The 21,335-nt window shown below is 38.2% G+C and carries 17 protein-coding genes and 8 tRNA genes; 2 read left to right on the forward strand and 23 right to left on the reverse strand.

Annotated features, from left to right (window positions below; genetic code table 11):
- Window positions 1-405: 405 nt before the first annotated feature.
- From rplL to tuf, 8 genes are all read right to left on the reverse strand, one after another.
- A complete protein-coding gene (rplL, locus tag M0D58_RS08715; RefSeq protein ID WP_248388426.1) occupies window positions 406-774 on the reverse strand; it encodes a 50S ribosomal protein L7/L12 in 369 nt (122 codons plus the stop codon).
- 46 nt (window positions 775-820) lie between these two features.
- Complete coding sequence (rplJ, locus tag M0D58_RS08720) at window positions 821-1,408, reverse strand: 50S ribosomal protein L10 (protein WP_248388429.1); 588 nt, start codon at window positions 1,406-1,408, stop codon at window positions 821-823.
- A 17-nt stretch (window positions 1,409-1,425) separates the two neighbouring features.
- Window positions 1,426-2,118 (reverse strand): 50S ribosomal protein L1, encoded by a 693-nt coding sequence (rplA, locus tag M0D58_RS08725; protein ID WP_072883535.1) that lies wholly within the window; start codon window positions 2,116-2,118, stop codon window positions 1,426-1,428.
- 11 nt (window positions 2,119-2,129) lie between these two features.
- On the reverse strand, window positions 2,130-2,576 hold the full coding sequence (rplK, locus tag M0D58_RS08730; protein ID WP_034702033.1) for a 50S ribosomal protein L11: 447 nt from the start codon (window positions 2,574-2,576) through the stop codon (window positions 2,130-2,132).
- 215 nt (window positions 2,577-2,791) lie between these two features.
- Window positions 2,792-3,334 carry a transcription termination/antitermination protein NusG gene (gene nusG, locus M0D58_RS08735; RefSeq protein ID WP_072883530.1) on the reverse strand — a complete coding sequence of 181 codons (543 nt, stop codon included), beginning with the start codon at window positions 3,332-3,334 and terminating at the stop codon, window positions 2,792-2,794.
- 21 nt (window positions 3,335-3,355) lie between these two features.
- Entirely contained in the window at window positions 3,356-3,562 is a 207-nt protein-coding gene (gene secE, locus M0D58_RS08740) for a preprotein translocase subunit SecE (protein WP_072883529.1), read from the reverse strand.
- A gap of 12 nt (window positions 3,563-3,574) precedes the next feature.
- Window positions 3,575-3,645 (reverse strand) — tRNA-Trp (locus tag M0D58_RS08745).
- A gap of 58 nt (window positions 3,646-3,703) precedes the next feature.
- Window positions 3,704-4,909, reverse strand: a complete 1,206-nt coding sequence (gene tuf, locus M0D58_RS08750) for an elongation factor Tu (protein ID WP_042721320.1) — start codon at window positions 4,907-4,909, stop codon at window positions 3,704-3,706.
- A gap of 318 nt (window positions 4,910-5,227) precedes the next feature.
- Here tuf and M0D58_RS08755 point away from each other — a divergent pair, with 318 nt between their 5' ends.
- Window positions 5,228-6,727: a DUF4394 domain-containing protein gene (locus tag M0D58_RS08755; protein WP_248388432.1), complete on the forward strand. Its 1,500-nt coding sequence runs from the start codon at window positions 5,228-5,230 to the stop codon at window positions 6,725-6,727.
- Window positions 6,728-6,806: 79 nt separating this feature from the next.
- Here M0D58_RS08755 and M0D58_RS08760 read toward each other — a convergent pair whose 3' ends face one another.
- From M0D58_RS08760 to rpsU, 15 genes are all read right to left on the reverse strand, one after another.
- A complete protein-coding gene (locus M0D58_RS08760) occupies window positions 6,807-9,905 on the reverse strand; it encodes an efflux RND transporter permease subunit (RefSeq protein WP_248388435.1) in 3,099 nt (1,032 codons plus the stop codon).
- A 260-nt stretch (window positions 9,906-10,165) separates the two neighbouring features.
- On the reverse strand, window positions 10,166-11,251 hold the full coding sequence (locus M0D58_RS08765) for an efflux RND transporter periplasmic adaptor subunit (protein WP_248388438.1): 1,086 nt from the start codon (window positions 11,249-11,251) through the stop codon (window positions 10,166-10,168).
- Window position 11,252: 1 nt separating this feature from the next.
- Window positions 11,253-12,494 (reverse strand): TolC family protein, encoded by a 1,242-nt coding sequence (locus tag M0D58_RS08770; RefSeq protein ID WP_248388441.1) that lies wholly within the window; start codon window positions 12,492-12,494, stop codon window positions 11,253-11,255.
- A 368-nt stretch (window positions 12,495-12,862) separates the two neighbouring features.
- Window positions 12,863-14,227 (reverse strand): ATP-binding protein, encoded by a 1,365-nt coding sequence (locus M0D58_RS08775; RefSeq protein ID WP_248388444.1) that lies wholly within the window; start codon window positions 14,225-14,227, stop codon window positions 12,863-12,865.
- Between the two features lies 1 nt (window position 14,228).
- Window positions 14,229-14,909, reverse strand: coding sequence for a response regulator transcription factor (locus M0D58_RS08780; protein WP_072883523.1), 681 nt, complete (start codon window positions 14,907-14,909; stop codon window positions 14,229-14,231).
- A gap of 517 nt (window positions 14,910-15,426) precedes the next feature.
- Window positions 15,427-15,498 (reverse strand) — tRNA-Thr (locus M0D58_RS08785).
- A gap of 40 nt (window positions 15,499-15,538) precedes the next feature.
- Window positions 15,539-15,611, reverse strand: a tRNA-Gly gene (locus M0D58_RS08790).
- Window positions 15,612-15,697: 86 nt separating this feature from the next.
- Window positions 15,698-15,778 (reverse strand) — tRNA-Tyr (locus tag M0D58_RS08795).
- A 19-nt stretch (window positions 15,779-15,797) separates the two neighbouring features.
- A tRNA-Thr gene (locus M0D58_RS08800) sits at window positions 15,798-15,871 on the reverse strand.
- Between the two features lie 92 nt (window positions 15,872-15,963).
- Window positions 15,964-16,035, reverse strand: a tRNA-Gly gene (locus tag M0D58_RS08805).
- A gap of 86 nt (window positions 16,036-16,121) precedes the next feature.
- Window positions 16,122-16,202, reverse strand: a tRNA-Tyr gene (locus tag M0D58_RS08810).
- 19 nt (window positions 16,203-16,221) lie between these two features.
- Window positions 16,222-16,295, reverse strand: a tRNA-Thr gene (locus tag M0D58_RS08815).
- 109 nt (window positions 16,296-16,404) lie between these two features.
- Complete coding sequence (locus M0D58_RS08820) at window positions 16,405-16,695, reverse strand: HPF/RaiA family ribosome-associated protein (RefSeq protein WP_248388446.1); 291 nt, start codon at window positions 16,693-16,695, stop codon at window positions 16,405-16,407.
- Window positions 16,692-17,579 carry a tyrosine-type recombinase/integrase gene (locus tag M0D58_RS08825; protein WP_248394970.1) on the reverse strand — a complete coding sequence of 296 codons (888 nt, stop codon included), beginning with the start codon at window positions 17,577-17,579 and terminating at the stop codon, window positions 16,692-16,694. Before M0D58_RS08825 ends, M0D58_RS08820 begins: the two co-directional genes overlap by 4 nt.
- Before the next feature lie 82 nt (window positions 17,580-17,661).
- Window positions 17,662-17,859 (reverse strand): 30S ribosomal protein S21, encoded by a 198-nt coding sequence (gene rpsU / locus M0D58_RS08830; RefSeq protein ID WP_007846872.1) that lies wholly within the window; start codon window positions 17,857-17,859, stop codon window positions 17,662-17,664.
- A gap of 322 nt (window positions 17,860-18,181) precedes the next feature.
- Between rpsU and M0D58_RS08835 the strand changes: the two genes are divergently transcribed.
- Window positions 18,182-21,316 carry a T9SS type B sorting domain-containing protein gene (locus M0D58_RS08835; protein ID WP_248388448.1) on the forward strand — a complete coding sequence of 1,045 codons (3,135 nt, stop codon included), beginning with the start codon at window positions 18,182-18,184 and terminating at the stop codon, window positions 21,314-21,316.
- Window positions 21,317-21,335 lie beyond the last annotated feature (19 nt).

Consider the following 21,335-nt stretch of genomic DNA (forward strand, 5'->3'; position numbering starts at 1 on the left):
TAAACAAATTTTCGCGCCAAAAGAGAATGCAAATTTACAAAAACTTATCCACATTTACAATTTTTATTAAATAATTTAGTTTTAATGAGTTGAGTATTTGCTAATGTGAAATTCTTACACTCCATAAAAAAATTCTTTGAATTTTGACATTCCTATCGGAGGAGCTAACAGGATTCTTTAGTGATCATAAGGATTATTTGTGTAAAGGCTAAAATCTCATCCATTGCACAAATAGCACTAGCCCCGATAGAAGCAATTGTTTGAGCTCATTTTTCTTTGTTTCGACTCGGCGGCAAAGCCGCCGAGCCGAAACAAAGAAAAATAGCGAGTGCGGATAGCGGGATTAAGCTCCTCACAAAAAAAGCCCGGACAATGTCCAGGCTTTATATCTATAGAGAAATTGAATTACTTCACTTCTACTTCAGCACCAGCTTCTTCTAATTGCTTCTTAAGCGCTTCAGCTTCGTCTTTAGAGATACCTGTTTTGATTGGAGCAGGAGCACCATCTACGATATCTTTAGCTTCTTTAAGACCAGCACCAGTTAAATCTTTTACCAATTTAACGATCGCTAATTTAGAAGCACCTGCAGACTTAAGAATTACGTCGAATTCAGTTTTTTCTTCAGCAGCTTCAGCAGCACCTCCACCTGCAACTACAACTGCAGCAGCAGCTGGCTCAATTCCGTACTCATCCTTAAGGATAGCAGCTAATTCGTTTACGTCTTTTACTGTTAAGTTTACTAGCGTTTCAGCTAAATTTTTTAAATCTGACATTGTTGTAATGTTTTTGTTGATTATTTATTTAATTTTTTGAGTGTAATTATTCAACAGCTGGAGCCTCACCTTCGGCAGCTGGAGTTTCTGGAGTTTCAGCAGCCGGAGCTTCTTCAACTGCAGGTGCAGCTTCTTCAGCTTGAGCTTCTGTACCTTCAGATTTGTTTTGAAGAGCAGAAACAACTCTCTGGATTGGAGACTGAAGTAATCCGATGATTTCACCGATCATTTCTTCTCTAGACTTGATGCTAACTAAGGCATCAAGGTTGTTGTCACCAAGGTAGAAAGTTTCCTGTACGAAAGCTGATTTCAATGCAGGTTTTTCTTCTTTCTTTCTGAAGTCTTTGATTAATTTTGCAGGAGCGTTAGCTGTTTCAGCAATCATTAATGCAGAGTTTCCTTTGAAAGTTTCGAACATTTCAGAGAAATCTACTCCATCAATCTGCTCCATTGCTTTTTGCAAAAGTGTATTTTTCACCACTTTCACTTTGATATTTTGCTTGAAAGCCTGTCTTCTGAATTCAGAAGATTTAGCAGCGTTCAAACCGTCCAGATCAGCTACATATACTACTTTAGCATCCTGAAGCAAATCTTTGATCTCTTGTATCGCTACAACTTTTTGGTCTTTTGTCATTGTCTTAGGATTTAGTATTAGTTAATAGCTTTAGTATCGATTGCAATACCAGGACTCATTGTAGAAGATAAATAGATAGACTTCACATAAGTACCTTTAGCAGCAGTTGGCTTCATTTTGATCAAAGTAGAGATCAATTCCTGAGCATTTTCCTTGATTTTAGCAGCATCAAAAGATACTTTACCAATACCAGCGTGGATAATTCCGTATTTGTCTACTTTAAAGTCAATTTTACCAGCTTTTACTTCAGTTACTGCCTTACCAATTTCCATGGTTACAGTTCCTGATTTTGGGTTCGGCATTAAACCTCTTGGTCCTAATACTCTACCTAATGGTCCTAATTTACCCATTACAGCCGGCATTGTAACGATAACGTCAACATCTGTCCAACCTTCTTTGATTTTTTGTAAATATTCATCAAGACCTACATAGTCAGCTCCTGCTTCTTTAGCTTCTGCTTCTTTATCCGGAGTTACTAAAGCCAACACCTTAACATCTTTACCAGTACCGTGAGGAAGAGATACAACACCTCTTACCATTTGGTTTGCTTTTCTTGGATCTACCCCTAATCTTACAGCGATATCTACAGAAGCATCAAACTTTGCAGTGTTTACCTCTTTTACAAGAGCTGCACCTTCTTCAAGGTTATAGATTCTTCCTTTTTCTACTTTGCTTAAAGCTTCCTTTTGCTTTTTAGTTAATTTTGCCATTTCTTTAAGTATTAAGCGTTAAAAGTTGGTTTAGTTCCTGTTACTCTTAATCCCATAGATCTAGCAGTACCTGCAACCATAGAAACTGCAGAATCCATTGTAAAGCAGTTAAGGTCAGTCATTTTATCTTCAGCGATTTTCTTCACTTGATCCCAAGATACAGAACCCACTTTGTTTCTGTTTGGTTCTCCGGAACCACCCTTGATCTTAGCCGCATCCATTAACTGGATTGCTGCAGGAGGAGTTTTGATTACGAATTCAAAAGATTTGTCTTCGTATACTGTAATAACTACAGGTAAAACTTGTCCCGGCTTATCTTGAGTTCTTCCGTTAAATTGCTTACAAAACTCCATGATGTTCACACCTGCAGAACCCAAAGCTGGACCTACTGGTGGAGAAGGGTTAGCTGCGCCACCTTTCACCTGAAGCTTTACCATTTTAAAGACTTTTTTAGCCATTGTTTGTTTTTTAAATTTGAATAATTAATGAGTTTGGAAGCATTATTATTCAGTAGGTTACCCATTCTCACATTAAGTATGCCTACTTTTCGGACTGCAAAATTATAAAATATTTTTGAAATAGCAAATTGATATTATTATTTTTAGTAAATATTTAAAATAAAAATCCACTTACCTTTTTGATAAGTGGATTTTAAAATATCTTTAAGTATGTTTTATACTTTTTCTACCTGTACGTAGCTGAGTTCCATTGGGGTTTTTCTACCAAAGATCAGAACCGAAACTTCAATTTTCTTTTTATCTTCAAGAATTTTCTCTACAGTTCCGTTGAATCCGTTGAATGGTCCGTCAATTACTTTAACGTTTTCACCCACTACATATGGGATTTCAACATCGCTTGCAAATTCAGAAAGCTCATCCATTCTTCCCAGCATTCTGTTTACTTCAGATTTTCTCATCGGAACAGGATCCCCTCCTTTTGTTAAGCTTAAGAAAGAAATAACTCCTGGAATGTTCTTAATAACGTGAGGAATTTCTCCCATCAAATCAGCTTCAATCATCAGGTAACCAGGATAGTAAGGTCTTTCTTTAGGAACTTTTTTACCGTTTCTGATCTGAATAACCTTTTCCATAGGAATAACTACCTGAGTAACGTACTGCTCAAACCCTAAACGTTTGATTTCCGTCTCAATGTAGTTTTTCACTTTATTTTCCTGTCCGCTGATTGCTTTCAGCACATACCATTTCAATTCGCTCATTATGGGAAAATACTTTTATTATTAATTGAACAAGTTGATAAGCATTCCTATTATGTTGCTGATTGCTTTAGAAAACAACTCGTCAACACCAAAGGTAAATAGAGCCAAGATCACTGTCGCTACGGTCACTACAATTGTAGAAGACTGCAGGTCAGACCATTTTGGCCATTCAACTTTATGTCTGAATTCGTTATAAGAACCTTTTAAAAAATTGATTAATGAACTCATAATTGTTATTTGCACGGGCACAAGGATTCGAACCCTGATCAACGGTTTTGGAGACCGGTATCCTACCATTGGACGATGCCCGTAGTTAAAAAGCTTCCGTAAAGAAGTTCCTTACGGAAGCTTTTATATTGTAATAGATGATTAGTCTAAGATTTCAGTAACCTGACCTGAACCAACTGTTCTACCTCCTTCTCTGATCGCGAATCTAAGACCCTCGTTAAGAGCGATTGGTTGTAACAATTCTACAGTGATCTCTAAGTTATCACCAGGCATTACCATTTCTACACCTTCTGGTAAGAAGATCTCACCTGTAACGTCAGTAGTTCTTACGTAGAACTGAGGACGGTATTTGTTGTGGAATGGAGTGTGACGTCCACCTTCTTCTTTAGAAAGGATATAAACAGATGCTTTGAATTTTTTGTGTGGCTTCACAGAATCTTTCTTAGCGATTACCATACCTCTCTTGATGTCAGTTTTTTCAATACCTCTCAACAATAGACCTACGTTATCACCAGCTTCACCTCTGTCTAGGATTTTTCTGAACATCTCAACCCCTGTAATTGTAGAAGTTAATTTTTCATCACCCATCCCTACGATATCTACAGGATCACCAGTGTTGATGATACCAGCTTCGATTCTACCAGTTGCTACAGTACCTCTACCAGTAATAGAGAATACATCTTCGATTGGCATCAAGAATGGCTTATCAGTATCTCTGATTGGCTCTTCGATCCACTCATCAACAGCATCCATTAATTGCTCAACAGACTTAAACCACTTATCGTCAGAGTTACCTTCAGTAGCAGCAGTAAGTGCACCAAGAGCAGAACCTTGGATTACAGGAGAGTTATCTCCATCAAATTCATAAGTAGATAATAAGTCTCTAAGCTCCATTTCAACAAGCTCTAATAACTCAGCATCATCCACCATGTCAACTTTATTCATGAAAACAACGATTCTTGGTACGTTTACCTGACGGCAAAGTAGAATGTGTTCTCTTGTTTGAGGCATTGGTCCGTCAGTCGCAGCACATACCACGATAGCTCCGTCCATCTGAGCAGCACCTGTTACCATGTTCTTTACGTAATCCGCGTGACCTGGACAGTCAACGTGAGCATAGTGTCTTTTTTCAGTTTCGTATTCGATGTGAGCTGTATTGATAGTAATACCTCTTTCTTTTTCTTCTGGAGCAGAGTCAATTGCAGAGAAGTCTTTTTTCTCAGCAAGACCTTTGCTAGCTAATACAGCAGAAATAGCAGCTGTAAGAGTAGTTTTACCATGGTCAACGTGACCAATAGTACCAATGTTCAAGTGTGGTTTGTTACGATTAAACGTTTCCTTTGCCATGATTTAAAATTATTTATTTATTGTTTTTCAAATTTTCGGTGTGCAAATATAATGAATTTTTAAATACCAAAACCTTTTTCTTGAAAAAAGTTTCAATATTCAAATCCAATGAAGTACAAACCTTATATTTCAATGTATTGAGATTGCAAATTTACACAAATTTCTTAATTGAAAAAATCCCTGTGAACCTTTTCATTAAATTATAAACTATCTCTTTAATTCTTAATCACATAAATCCAATTAAAAAAAATAAATATAATAAAAACCATCATTCACATTTTATCGTAAATGGAAATACGAACCTTAAATATTAATATTATGAGAAAACTACTACATTTATTTACAGTGCTGTTCAGCATTGTCATTTTATTTTCGTGTGATGAAACCGAAGATCCGATGCCATCAGATATGATTGCTCAAGGACCGGATCTTATGGTATATGGAATTACATCAACCAACGAACTCGTATCTTTTAATGCCAATAATCCTAAAAATTTCGTCTCCAAAGTAATGGTTACAGGATTGGTTTCCGGCGAAAAACTGATGAGCATAGATTTCCGTCCTGCTACGGGAGAGCTTTATGCCCTGTCGAATGCAAGCAAGCTGTACATCATCAATACATCCAGTGCGTCTGCAAGAATGGTTGGTACCACCGCTTTTTCACCTGCAATTTCAGGAAATATTGCTTCAATAGATTTTAATCCGACGGTAGACAGAATCCGTTTGGTAAGTAATACCGGACAAAACTTAAGGCTTCATCCGGAAACCGGAGCAGTAGCGGCAACCGATCTGAATATCAACGGAGGCGGAACTCCATCAATTACCGGAATTGCTTATACCAACAGTAAATCCGGAGCTTCAACTACTGTTCTGTACGATATTGATATGGCTTCCGGAAAATTATTTAAACAAGATCCTCCCAATAATGGAGCATTAGTGGAAATCGGAAGTTTAGGAACAACTTTTTCAGGACAGGCCGCTTTTGATATTAAATATGACAACAGCACAGCTTTATTAGCTTTAAATAACAACCTTCATATAATTGACCTTAATAATGGAAAGGCAACGAATATAGGGATGCTTCAGCAGCAAATTATTGATCTTGCCATCCCTACGGAGCCGGTTGCTTACGCGGTGGACAATTCTAACAATCTCCAGATTTTTAATCCGAATAGTCCGATGCCTGTTGCTAAAGCAATTACAGGGCTTCAGACCGGGGAAAACATTCTGGGCATCGACTTCAGACCGCTTAACGGACAACTTTATGCATTGGGCAGCACGAGCAGACTGTATACCATTAATTTAGGAACAGGAGCTGCAACGGCTATAGGAGCCTCTCCTTTTCCAACATTACTTGCAGGAACGGATTTCGGATTTGATTTCAACCCTACTGTTGATAAAATTAGAGTCATAAGCAATACGGGACAGAATCTTCGTTTAGATCCTGTTACAGGAGGAATTACCGCTGTAGACGGAACTCTTAATCCTGGGACTCCAATGGCTGGAGCTGCTGCCTATACCAATAATTTTGCCGGGGCAACATCAACAACGCTATTCATTATCGATCACAATACAGATAAATTGTATCAGCAGAATCCGCCTAACAACGGAACATTAGTAGAGACTGGTTCTTTAGGAATCAATATTACCAGTGCGAATGGCTTCGATATCGGAAGCATGAGCCAGAAAGCATATTTGCTGGCAACCGTAGGAGCGGCGACGAAAATTTACAGCATTAATACCTCAACAGGTGCCGCAACCTCTGTTGCAGATTTCCCAAATGCAGTGAGAGGTTTTGCTGTGGGATTAGGATTTTAACCTCATAATAATTATTTCAATAGCAGTCAGGGCGGAAAACAAAGTTTTCCGCCCTGACTTTTGAATATAAATGAAAGATTTAGATCTGCTGGGATTTTTTTGTCCTGTTGAATATCCAGAAGATGATCGGGAATATTAATAAGGTGAGAACGGTAGCCGTAATTAATCCTCCGATAATTACAATCGCCAAAGGTTTCTGCGATTCTGAACCGATACCCGTTGACAAGGCTGCCGGCATCAATCCGATGGATGCCATTAAAGCGGTCATGATCACAGGACGGGTTCTTGATTTTACTCCCTGTAAAATGGCATTGTCAAGATGTAATCCGTTTCTTACGTTCTGATGAAATTCCGTGATCAGGATTACCCCGTTCTGAATACAGATTCCGAGAAGGGCAATCATTCCTACACCAGCTGAAATTCCGAAATTAATTCCCGTTACATGAAGTGCTATAATTCCGCCGATCAGTGCAAAAGGCACGTTGGCCAATACCAATAAAGAATCTTTCATATTTCCGAAAAGCACAAATAAAAGGAAAAAGATTCCGAGAATACTTACAGGAACAACCTGCGCCAGTCTTTTTGAAGCCCGCTGCTGGTTTTCAAACTGACCAGTCCACCCTACTGTATAGCCATCCGGCAGATCAATTTTAGAAACGGCCTGCTGTGCATCTGCAATCGTACTTCCCAAGTCACGGTCACGGATAGAGAATTTGATCCCGATATATCTTTTGATATCATCTCTGTAAATAAAAGCAGCTCCATTGTCCTTTTCAATGGTACTGATTTCTTTTAGCGGAATTTTCGTACCATCCTGTGTAGGAACCATTAATGCGGCAATATCATTTTCATCTTTTCTATACTCCTGAGAATAACGGAGGCGGATTGGAAACTTCCTTTCGCCGTCGAACATTTCTGAAGCCGTTTTACCCCCGAAAGCCATTTCGAGAACAGATTGCGCATCATCCGGCATTACTCCGTAGGCAGCCATTTTATCCCTGTCGAGCACAACGCTTACTTCCGGCTGACCAATATTTTTAATGATCCCGGCATCTTTTACTCCCTGAATATCTTTAACTTGTTTTAGTACTTTTTCGGCCAGAATATCAAGGGTTTGAAGATTGTCTCCATAAATTTTAATTCCGTTTTCGGCTTTGAATCCTGCCACTGCTTCAGCAACGTTATCCGATATCGGCTGTGAATAATTGAAGGTAATCCCCTGGTAATTTCTGAGTTTTTTATCAATTTCTTCAATGAGTTCTTCGTATGTAATTTTCCGTTTCCAGTCTTCTTTAGGCTCCAGATTGACGGCAAACTGCACGAAACCGAAACCATTCGGGTCTGTTCCGTCATTACTTCTCCCCGTTTGTGCAAGAACATCGGTTACTTCCGGGAAGCTCATAATGTCTTTCTTGAGAAGATCTGCCGTTTTTAAAGATTCTTTTAAAGATGAGCTCATCGGCATTTCTGCAGTGATCCATAATGAACCTTCGTTGAGTTGCGGTAAGAATTCCGTTCCTAAAAATTTTGCAGAGAATAAAGTTAGTCCTAAAAATGCCAGAGAAACCATTAAACTTAATTTTTTATGTCTGAATGTAAAATTAAATCCCTTTAAAACAATTCTGTCCCAGAAATTCACAAACGGATTGTTTTTTTCTTTAACATTTTTATTTAACAAAATATGAGAAAGTACCGGAACCAGTGTTAAAGTAAAAATCAGGGCACCCATTAAAGCAAAACCTAAAGTAAATGCCAATGGTGAAAACATTTTCCCTTCAACTTTCTGGAAGGAGAAAATAGGAATTAAAGAAGTGATGATAATTAATTTTGAAAAGAAAATTGCTTTACCGAGGCCTGTTCCGGTTTGCTTTATCCAGCCGGCTTTTGCTAATTTATTAAACCTTTCTTCACCATATTTATGTGCCTTGTGGTCTAGCATTACAAAGAGTCCTTCAACCATGACGACGGCCCCGTCGATAATAATTCCGAAGTCAACCGCTCCCAGTGACAATAAATTGGCGCTCATTCCAGCCATTTTCAGACATAAAAACGCAAACAATAATGATAAGGGGATGATGATGGAAACAATCAGAGTTGTACGCCAGTCGGCCATGAAAATCAAGACGATTACTGTAACCAAAATAATACCTTCCAATAAATTGTGCATTACCGTCTCCGTTGTAAAATCCATCAGATTATCACGATCGTAAAATGTTACCATTTTGACATCTTTCGGGAGTATTTTTTCGTTTAGCTCTTTAATTTTAGCTTTTACCCCTACTAAAACCTCACGGGGATTCTCGCCTTTTCTCATTACGACAATTCCTTCCACGGTATCTTCCTGGTGATTCAGTCCGGCCTGCCCTACTCTCGGCATTGAACTTTCATGAACTTCTGCAACATTTTTCACTAAAACAGGGTTCCCGCTGTCATTCTGTATGGTAATATTTCCAATATCTGCAATTGATTTCACCAAACCAATCCCCCGAACGACGTAAGCCTGGCCGTTTTTTTCAATAACATCGCCTCCGACATTCAGGTTGCTTTTGGTAACAGCATCATACACCTGGAGTGGAGTAAGATTATATTTATCCAAAGCCCTTGGATCGGTACTTAATTCAAAAACTTTATCCTGCCCTCCGAAAACGTTGATGTCTGCCACTCCGGGAACACCCCTCAATGCGCGGTCAATCACCCAGTTTTGTAAAGTCAGCAATTCCCGGGAATCTTTGGTTTTACTTTGTAAAGTATATCTGAAAATCTCACCAGTGGGTCCGTACGGTGGCTGTACTTCCGGATCCACCTCATCAGGAAGACTCACTGTTCTTAACTGATTATTCACCTGATTTCTGGCAAAAGTATCGTCTACGCCATCATCAAAAAGTATTTTGACAATGGAAAGACCAAACATGGTAGTACTTCGTACGCTTGTTTTTTTCTGAACCGGACTCATTGCCAATTCAATGGGTGTTGTTACAAAACGTTCTACTTCTTCTGCGCTTCGGCCGTTCCACTGGGTAATGATAACGATCTGGGTATTGGTGACATCGGGAAAAGCTTCAATAGGCATATTTTTGAAACTGATGAACCCAGCCACTGCAAGAACAGCTACCCAGATAAAGGTAAACGCTTTATTTTTTAATGAAAAAGCAATTATATTTTTAATGAATTTGTTCATGATGGATTTTTTTTGACCTGAAAAGTCATTGAATTTATTTTAAACGTAAAGAGCACAAAGATTTTTTGACAAACTCTACATTTTTAAGTTCGCAAAGGCGTTTCACTTAACAAAGAACTTTCATTTTTGAACCATTAAGGACTTAAGAATTATTAATTGACTCATAACGAGTTTAAAATCGATGATTATAATATTTTTAGATATTTCTTAATGAGACTTCACTTCTGAATACATTATTAAAATTCTTAATGGTTTAAAAATTAACTATTCAGTGAGCGGTAAATCAGCAACTGATTATTGGTAACCACCTGTTCTCCTTCTGATAGTCCTTCGGAAACATACGTAACATCTCCGACCTGCTTCAGCACTTTTATTTCACGCACCTTTACATCCGTCCTTGATTTATAAATAATCACAAAACTTCTGTTGTCATCGAAAATTACAGCTTTAGATGGAACAGTAAGTGCCGTAGTATTTTCCGAGCTGGTTACTTTAATGGTTGCTTTACTTTCCGGGATCAGCAATCCGCTTTGGTTATCGAGTACCACCCTGGCCTGCATGGCATTGGTTTCCGGATCGATGATCTTAAAAATTTTGTCGATTTTTCCGTCAAAAACCTTATCTGGATAAGACAGCGTGGATACCTGAGCTTTCATACCAAGACTGATTTTATCAATATCAGATTCATTCACATTCATAATGGCCCATACGTTGCTAGTATTGGCTACATCGAAGATATTTTCGCTTCTGTCGCTTCTCAGCTGCATATCTTTATTGATATTTTTCTGAACAATATATCCGCTGATGGGAGCTATAACACTGTAAATATTTCCTTTTTTAACATTATAAACCGTACTTACGGCATTGGCTCTCTGCATCTGGTCCTGGGCTTTCTGCAATTCGCTTTTTGCTTCAAGCACATCTCTTTCGGTATTCAGTTTTCCTTCATACATTTCTTTAGCTACCCGAAGATTGTTCTGTGCTACCACAAGATCCGTTCTCGCATCACTTACATCTTTCTGAACTTCCGCCATTTCTGTACTTCTGATGGTTGCCAGTACCTGTCCTTTTCTTACGTAATCTCCCAGCTCTACATTTACACTCAGAACATTTCCTCCTACCAGGGGATAAACATCGATATAACTGTTTTTATCTGCCGAAATCTTTCCGTAAAAATTAAAATCGTCCTCAATATATTTTTTTTCAACTTTTGCGAGAGAAATAGATTGAAGCATGGTATTGCTCAGTTCAAAGCCTTTTTTTGACTGCGGCTGTGCCGTTTCTTCTTTCTTTGAGCAAGAAAGCACTGATAATGATATAATTATGGGAATGATATATGTTTTCATGTTAATAGAAGATTTTTGTTTGTATAAGTTGATTGAGTTGTTCTGCAGACTGCATGATTCCGTTTTTCATATCATAGATCTGAAGTGCCGTTTCCCTGTAGCTGTCCATAAAGTCTACAAATTCAATAAGACTTATATTTCCTTTCCGGAAGTTATTCAGCATCCCATTATAAACCAGTTCCATATTATTAAGATCATCAGATTTTATCTGGGAAAGTTGGTCATACTGCGTTTTCCAGGTTTTGTAAGCCGCCTGAACTTTTGTTTCTAAGCTAAGTTTTTGAAATTCTGCATTCTTCTGGTTTTGCTGTATGGCAAAATTTGCTTTTTCAACATTTCCTTTATTTGATTTCCATAAAGGCAGGGGAATACCTACTGTAAGATTTATTTCATTCTTAAATGTTCCACCGTTCTGGTCCCATGCAGCTCCTAGATTAAGATCGGGAACGTTTAAGGATTTCTGCCATTGGGCATACAGCTTACTGTTGTCAATTAATTTCAGGTTGTACTGATAATCGGCATTATTTTCAACTGCTTTTTTCTGCAATTCCGTTTCGTCACCAAAAGGCTGTGCTGCCAGAATATCATGTGCTTCCGAATCCGAAAGTTTTGGTTCGATATCATCGGTAATCCCCGTTAAAACTTTAAGATCCTGTTCAAATTCAAGAATATTTTTATTGATTGCTATTTTATCGTTACTTAACTGAATAACAACACTTTGAAGCCTTACCTCATCCTTAAGCGATACATTTCCTTTTGCAGACTGTTGCTTATAGGCAGCGAGAAGATCACTCATGTATCCGAGTTGTTTCTCAGTATTTTTAAGTTTAAGCCTTTCGTAATAAAGATTATAGTAAGTAGTGTGAAGCTGTACCCGAAGATCTATAAGCAATTGGGAAAACTGAAGTTGGGCGAGTTCTTTATTTGATTTTGCAAAAGCAATTTCATTCTTCTTTTTTCCACCCATGTAAATAAGCTGGGTAATTTCCGCACCTTTTGCCCGACCTACATCAAAAACTTTGCGATCTTCAGGGTTGTAGGCATTGATTTGCCCGCTCAATTGCGGAAGTTCCCAGATTTTGGCCTGCAAAATATCTGCATCAGCCATGTTGATGTTGTACTGTTCGGCGAGCAGTTGTAGATTGTTTTTCTGAAAAGCTTCTTCGCAATCCGAAAGTGACATTTGCTGTTGTGCCGCCACCAGTGAGGAAGCAACAATCAACAGCCCTGCAATTCTGTTCATTTTTTTATTTTATGATACAAAGTTGCTTTTATGGTATTAAAATGCTCTTAAAGAATCCTTAAAAAAAAATTAAAATGGATTTATGGACTAATTTAAATGCATTATAAATCAGTGTAAATGGAAGTTAACCGCAAAGTAACAAAACATTTAAACACATAAGTCACATTAGGTTTAAGGATAAAGTTTGCGCATATTTTAGAACACATAAGTTTTAAAAATCTTTGATTTTTCTAATGTATCTAAAAATTATGAAAAATTCTTCTGTGAAAATCCTTGCAATCCATGGTAAATTTAGCGAAGATCTTTTGGCTACTTCGCGCTCAGGGTGACAATGCAGGAAATTTTTTAGAGATTTAAGATGCTTAAAATTACTTATGAAAAATAACACTGAATTTATTCAACAGATCTCCGGGAGCCGTATAAATGATTTCAGCACCGTGGTATTCCAGAATTCTTTTTACAATACGAAGTCCAAGACCTGATCCGGAAGTATTCTGAGAATTGTTACCTCTCATGAACGCTTCAAAAAGTTTTGGCTGCTCTTCTTTAGGAATTGTATTTCCGTGGGAAATAACATCAACAATAAGCCTGTTATCCGTTTCGGTAATCAGTACGTCCACCTCAGTATCATCAGAATAGATAGCGGCATTTTTGAATAAATTAATAAAAACAATATCAAGTAATGACTGTACGCCATTTATGATAAGCAAAGCATTTTCGGAGGTATTTTCGGAAATCAGAAAATCCATCTTCAGTTTCGGATAGCTTTTTTCCACAGCTTCAAAAGACTCAAAAATAACTTCATCGATCCTGACTTCTTCGTAGATGCTCTGGATATTTTCTTTGTCGAACTTCGTCAACAGGAGCAATGAATTGGTAAGATCCGATAATTGATAAACATCTCTTTTAATCTGTTGAAGTGAAGATAATGTTTCCGGAGAATGCTGTCCAAACTTAATTAAATTTTCGAGCTGAAATGCCATTCTGGTAATAGGTGTTCGGATTTCATGAGAGGCACTTGCCGTAAAATCTTTCTGCGACTGAAATACATCATCCAATCTTTTGATCATGGTATTGAATGATTTCGCAAGAACATCAATCTCATCATTGGAATCACGAACGGGAATTTCTGTTGTCAGTTTGTGGGCCGTTACTTCTGAGATCTCTTTATTAAGATCTTCAAGAGGTTTCAGGAACTGCCCCATAAAGTAATAACTGAAAAACCCGATAAATAACGTGCTCATTACATAAGCCGTAATCAGCAGATACTTCAGATACTCCAGTTTGGAATTTCCATTGGTATCGTAAGCGCTGGTAAGAATGTAATAATTTTGTCCATTAATGTTTTTGAGGGCAGCATAAATTTCAGGAACCGTTTTTTCAGAGTAAATAACCTTTTTTTCATCGAGCTCTTTTAGCAGCTCATTATCCCAGGTAACATTCCGGTCTTTAATCGTACTGTAGATTAATTCTTTATTGCCGTTGAAAATCAGAATCGTTTCATTCAAAAGAATATTGTCCGAGTTTTCATTAAAAAAAACGGGTGCTTCCTCTTCGAAGTCTTTGGATTTTGCAATAAAGTGGGAGGTAAATTCGAGCCTCTGCCTGAATCTTTCTTTAAATTCATCTTTCCTGAAATCATTAAAAGATATATAAATCACCGCCATCACAATACCGAAAAGTAATGAAAAAGCAATACTGAGATTGAAGGCGATTTTTCTTTTTAAAGACATGTTAGAGCGGGCTTAAATAATATCCGAATCCGGAACGTGTATGAATAAGCTTAATTTTAAAATCTTTATCTATTTTCTTTCTTAAAAAGTTGATATAAACTTCCACCGTATTGGTGTTGGTATTGAAATTATGTTCCCAGACGTGTTCCGTGATCTGCTGTTTTGAAACCGTTCTTCCCTGGGCCTCGGCCAGATAAACCAGCAGCTGAAATTCCTTCAGGGTGAGTGCAATTTCGTTCCCGGCACGGAAAACTTTCTGTTCGGTTTTATTGATAATAAGATCATCCACCCTTATAATATCCTGATCGCTGTTTTCTGAGGGAGATTTCCTTCTCAGAAGAGAATTCATACGCAACAACAATTCTTCGAACTGAAAAGGTTTTACCAGGTAGTCATCCGCAAGTCTCGTAAAAGCGTCTTTTTTATCCGAAAGATCTCCGTAAGCAGAAATAATAATGATGGGGGTATTTTTATCGAAAGAACGTATCGTCTGGCACACATCGAGCCCATTGATCTTAGGAACATTGATATCGAGAAGATATAAATCATAAGAACTGTTTTTTATCTGACGCAGAAAGGTTTCGCCGTCATAGATTTTATCACAGGTAAAATTATTTGATTCTAAAAACTTGCAAAGTTCCGCAGAAAGAATAAGATCATCTTCCAATAAAAGAATATTCATCAAAAATTATTTTATACGAATGTAAAGAAAATTTTCATGACCGTAAAGGAATTCAAAATTACGGGAAGTATTTTAATTGAATTTTAAGGTTAAAATATTTTAAACGCTATGGACGCAATAGATATTTGAATTCTACTTAATATTTGCGTTCGCAAAGACACTTCATTCAGCAAATGATAGTAGAGTTGAAATTACCTATTATATTTACTAATTTCTGGAATATATTTAATAGAAAAGAAGTGTAGCATTAAGTAGAAATATAATTTCACTATCATAAATTTGGGAAATATTTCGACAAATTCCGAATAAACATTTACTTAGCGATCAGAAAAGGTAGTGCAATTCGTAAAAATTAAAATCTTTAAATTTTAAAAACTTAAATATCGCATATCTTTCATTTGTTGAATGGAATGCCTTTGCGAACGGAATAGAAGAGTTAAAGGTAAGCTTTCCTGGCGGCGTTAGCGTTAAACATTTAAAAATAAAAAAATCCCGAAAAAATCGGGATTAGAATCTGAGCCAACTACGGGACTTGAACCCGTGACCTCTTCCTTACCAAGGAAGCACTCTACCGCTGAGCTAAGTCGGCAACAATCAAAAAAATCACACTAAAAGCGTGATTTTATGAGAGCGGAAGACGGGGGTCGAACCCGCGACATTCAGCTTGGAAGGCTGACGCTCTACCAACTGAGCTACTTCCGCAATTTTGTTTCCAAAATTATTGGTAACGCTGTGCAAACTTAAGGAAAATCCTTTATTCATGCAACTTTTTTTTCTAATATAAAATGTGGGGAGAGCAGGATTCGAACCTACGAAGCCGAAGCAACTGAGTTACAGTCAGTCCCATTTAGCCACTCTGGAATCTCCCCAGATATTTTATATTAAATGAGCCTCCAGAGGGATTCGAACCCACGACCCCGAGATTACAAATCACGTGCTCTGGCCAACTGAGCTATGGAGGCATTTAACAAATGGATTGAAAGCTGTGAGAAAAGCTACTCTACATCATTTCAGTAGTTAAAAAAAATCACCCTACAATAAGTGTGATATTCTGAGCGGAAGACGGGGTCGAACCCGCGACATTCAGCTTGGAAGGCTGACGCTCTACCAACTGAGCTACTTCCGCAATTTTGTTTCCAAAATTATTGGTAACGCTGTGCAAACTTAAGGAAAATCCTTTATTCATGCAACTTTTTTTTCTAATATAAAATGTGGGGAGAGCAGGATTCGAACCTACGAAGCCGAAGCAACTGAGTTACAGTCAGTCCCATTTAGCCACTCTGGAATCTCCCCAGATATTTTATATTAAATGAGCCTCCAGAGGGATTCGAACCCACGACCCCGAGATTACAAATCACGTGCTCTGGCCAACTGAGCTATGGAGGCATTTTATAAAAAAGAATTCAAAAGATCACTGTTCCTTTTTGCGAGTGCAAATATAGAACGGATTTTTTGAATTCTCAAATTTTTTAATAATTTTTTTTGACTTTTTTTGCTATGCCATTTCCTTTTTCTTGATTAGTAGCTTTTTAGCAGCATCAACGCACAGGTCTAAGCTTTCTTCAAAACTTGTTGTTGTCTTTTTTACCACGATATCGTCTCCCGGAACCGCTAAAATAATCTCGGCTGTTTTATTGGCCTTATCCGAGTTATTTTCCACTTTTAAAAACACTTTGCAGTCCTGGATTTTATCATAAAACGTATCCAGCTTGCTTACTTTTTTTTCGATGTGTGACTCTAGTGGTTCGTGTGGAGTTAAACCAATTGATTGTACTGTGATCTTCATAATTCGTCATTTTTTGAGGCTCTTGGGTGAGCCTGATTAAAAACTTTTTTCAATTGTTCGATATTGGCATTCGTATAGACTTGAGTACTTGCAAGGCTGGAATGTCCTAATATTTTTTTTACTTTAGAGATCTCTGCCCCATTATCCAAAACGTGTGTAGCAAAGCTGTGACGAAGGATGTGAGGACTTCTTTTTTCCTTTGTTGTTATAAGACTAAGGTACTTATTAACCACCAAATAAACAAATTTTTCAGTGAGTTTTTTACCTTTCCTGTTGACAAAGAAGTATGATTTAAATTCTGTTGCCGGTTTGCGGATTTGTACGTAACTTTTTAAAACCGCTGCCAGATTTTCGGAAATCGGAATAACTCTTTGCTTGTTTCCTTTCCCGACTATTTTTATTTCGCCGGCGTCTAAGTTTACATTTTCAAAAGTCATACCACAAAGCTCCGACTTACGGATACCGGTTTGGTAAAGTACTTCCAGAATACATTTTTCGAGAAGATCCTGAACATGTGTAAACACCTGATCACTTAGGTTTTGCATTTCCTGTTCAGACATGGGAATTTGTTTTTCCGGATAGAACTTCAATGAAGAAATATTTTCGGTAGGAGAAACTTCAATATCACCGATTTTTAAAAGAAAAAGATAAAAACTTCGGAGAGAGGAAAGCTTTCGGTTGATGCTTCTTTTGGCTATCCTGTTCTCGCTCAATTCAACAATAAAATTCCGGATGATTTTTTTATCGGCTTTGGAAATATCTTCTGAAGCTTCGGTTTTAAGGTAAAAACGGCAGAAGTCTTCAAGATCTTTTCTGTAACTTGTAATCGTATGAGGCGAATACCTCTTTTCGAGTTCTAAATATTCTAAGAATTTGTCCAGCATCATTAAAGGTATAAAAACAAAAATTCACTCTTCAAATATAACTATTTAAAGAGTGAATTCGTATGCGAATTAAGAAAATTTCTTAAGCCTGCTCTTCTTTGCTAAGCGCTCTTTGTTTGTGAGCAGCTTTCAATCTAGCTTGTCTTAACGTTACAGAAGGCTTGATAAACTGTTGTCTGGCTCTTAACTGACGAACCGTCCCTGTTTTATCAAATTTTCTTTTATATTTTTTTAATGCTCTGTCGATGGATTCACCATCTTTAACTGGAATTATTAACATATTTTACATCTCATTTTGGATTGCAAAAATACTAATTTTTTATAAATCTGCAAATTTTTATCCGAATTGTTTGATAATCACTTCTCTTTTAAAGTACCATACGAATAGAAAATATTCAAAACCAGAACGATATTTAAATCATATTACAATTATTTAATTGATTTTTGTAAATAAATTTTAATTAAATTTGCCGAAAAAATAAACATTAAATAAAATGACCCCTTTTTCTTTAGCAATTGCTTCCGTCAAAACTTAGCTTTTCTCTATTCCTTTATTTATTCAATGATCCTACATATTCACCTTTAAAACTTGTAACCAGGGTATGATAAAAAGACTACTGTTTTCTTTGCTATCCATCTTTTATATTTCCCTTTCCGCTCAGGAAGATTGTATTTCAGCAATCACCGTGTGCGGAAATTCCAATATTAATTACACACCTTCCGGGGTCGGAAATGAGTATGAAAATCTCGGCGGATGTTTATCTTCCGGTGAACACCATTCCGTGTGGTATAAATTTACCATTGCCACCAGCGGAACGCTTACTTTCAACCTTACTCCTACCGGGCCTGTTGATTACGACTGGGCGATTTACGGCCCGAATACAACATGCGGCAGCTTGGGTGCTCCTATAAGATGCAATGCATCCGGAACCCTTGCAAGTACGGGAATGAACATGACCAATACAAACACAACTTCGGGTGGGGGCAATACTAATCCATATTGTAAATATATGGATGTCAATGCGGGAGAAACATACTATTTATATATAGACAACTGGTCTACTACCGTTTATACGTTCAATCTGACCTGGGGCGGAACAGCTACTTTTATATCTCCTTTCAGTTCCGCTAATGCTCCCAATCCTTTTATTGCGCCTGGTGTACCGGGACCAACTCCGAATTCGCCAAGAGTGATATCAATTTGCGACACTAATACCCCTTTTGATTTCACTACCTTATCTCCCGGAATCATCAATGGAAACACAAACTTTGTTGTAAGCTATTATGATAACGCCAATGATGCTGCAACAGGAACCAATCCGATCACGACTCCCACTCCTGCAACAATCGGCACTTTCTATTACTATAACATTAATTATAATAACCCAAGTAATCCGGCAAGCGGTCTTAATGCCTGCAAACAGACGGGGTCTTTTGTTTTTGAAGCCAGCAATTTAACGGCTTCCATTACTGCTTCATCCATGACGTTATGCCCGGGAGGAAATGTTACTTTAACTTCAGGCAGCACCACAGGAAATACATGGTCTACAGGCTCTACAAGCCCTTCCATATTAATTACCACACCCGGAACCTACACACTGGTAACTACAAATGGCAATTGTACAAGTCCGCCGGCATCCGTAACCATTACAGCCGCTCCGGATCCCAATGTACAGATTAACGGCAACCTTTTATTATGCGACACGCCTACACAGCTTACCGCAACTTCCATAGGAATCGGGAACATTTATACATGGTCTACAGGCGCCACCGGAAGCAGCATTTCAGTAACTACAGCGGGAACCTATACAGTAACGGTTAAAACCCCTGCGAACTGCACCTATCAAAAATCGGTTACGGTTACTCAGGGAATTGTTCCGGTTGTTCAGAATACAAGTCTTAGTATTTGTTCTGATACTCCAACTGCTACTTTTAATTTAACATCAGCCCAGAACAATATAAGCACCACAGCCGGAGTAACCTTTGATTATTACCTTAATCAGGCCGATGCGGTGGCAGGAAATACCAATACCATTACCAATACGACTGCACATGTTTCCGGAAACGCAACAGTGTATGTCCGGGTAAAATCAAGCACCTGTTCGAAAGTGGCTAACCTGCAATTGATCGTCAACCAAAAACCGGTTGCTGCAATTACCGCTTCTTCCACAGTTATCTGTAATAACGGAAACATTACCCTCACCTCCAATTATGCCACCGGAAACACATGGTCAACAGGACAAACTACGCAAAGCATCACGGTAAATGCTCCCGGAGTTTATACTTTAACCAACAATAACGGATTATGTACGAGTAATACAGCTTCCGTTACCATCAGCAGCAGCCCGAATCCAAATGTTCAAATTACAGGAAACCTAACCTTCTGTGAAGGAGCTTCAACAGTGCTGACAGCTTCTGCAACCGGAACCGGAAATACCTTTTCTTGGTCCAATGGTACAACAGGAACCACCAATACGGTAACTGCATCCGGAACCTATACTGTTACGGTAACCACTTCTTTAGGATGTCAATACCAAAGTTCAGCAACAGTTACAATGGATCCTGCAATTGCGGTAAACATTGCCACACCATCTGAAATCAACTGTACCAATACACAGGTTACCCTTAATGCATCCGCTTCAACCTTTCCGCCGGGTTCAACTTTCCTGTGGACAGCAGCCGGCGGTGGAACGATTGTTTCAGGAACCAACACGTTAACCCCTGCAGTGAATAATGCCGGAACTTATACCCTGAAAATTACCAGCCCGCTAGGTTGTACAAAGCAATCTTCAGTAACGGTTGTGAAAAATATTACGCCTCCAACAATTATATTAAATGCTTCATCCATCAATATCTGTAAAGGAGATTCTGTTGTGCTTACCGCATCAGGAGCCGCAAGTTATACCTGGACAGGACTTCCGGGCAATGGAAACACGCAAACCGTTTCTCCTATCACTACCACGACATACACGGTAACAGGAATCGGAAGCAATGGCTGCCCTGCCCAGACTACCACTTCGATTACGATCAATGTTGTTCCTGCGATTTCAGCGTCTTTACCGAATGTTGAAGTATGCCAGGGAGACAATGCAATTCTGGATGCCGGCGCCGGACAGAATTATTCTTACAGCTGGAATACCGGAGCCACTACCCAAACCATAAGCACAGCAATTCCCGGAACATATACAGTGACCATCAACAACGGATCTTGTTCCAAGGTACTTACTGCCGTGGTTTCTTATATTAAAACTCCTGAAATTACAGGGATCACTTATGAAAATGGCATATTAACCATCAACGTTAAAAACCCGGCCGGCGATCCTCTGGAATATTCTATTGACGGCGGTGTAACGTGGCAGGCCTATAATATTTTCAAGAATGTTTTGAGAAATACGCAGTATTCCATCAGGGTGAGAAAGAGAGGGATTTTATGTGATAGCCACACGGAATATTATACGTTCTTAATGAACAACACCATTACTCCAAACAGCGATGGTATCAACGACAATATCGACTTCAGCGTTATCAGCAAGTTCGGAAATTTCAAAGGAAGTATTTTTGATAAATACGGTAAAGTTGTTTTCGAGCTAAGTTCTAAAAATCCGGTATGGAATGGAAAATACGTCGGAATGCCATTACCAACCGACACGTATTGGTACAGCTTATCCTGGACCGACCAGATTACGAAACAGCCTGTACAATTATCCGGCTGGATCTTATTAAAGAACAGGGAGTAACAGCGCTTCTTCAAAAAGA

The organism is Chryseobacterium nepalense, assembly GCF_023195755.1.
GTDB classification, from domain to species: Bacteria; Bacteroidota; Bacteroidia; order Flavobacteriales; family Weeksellaceae; genus Chryseobacterium; species Chryseobacterium nepalense.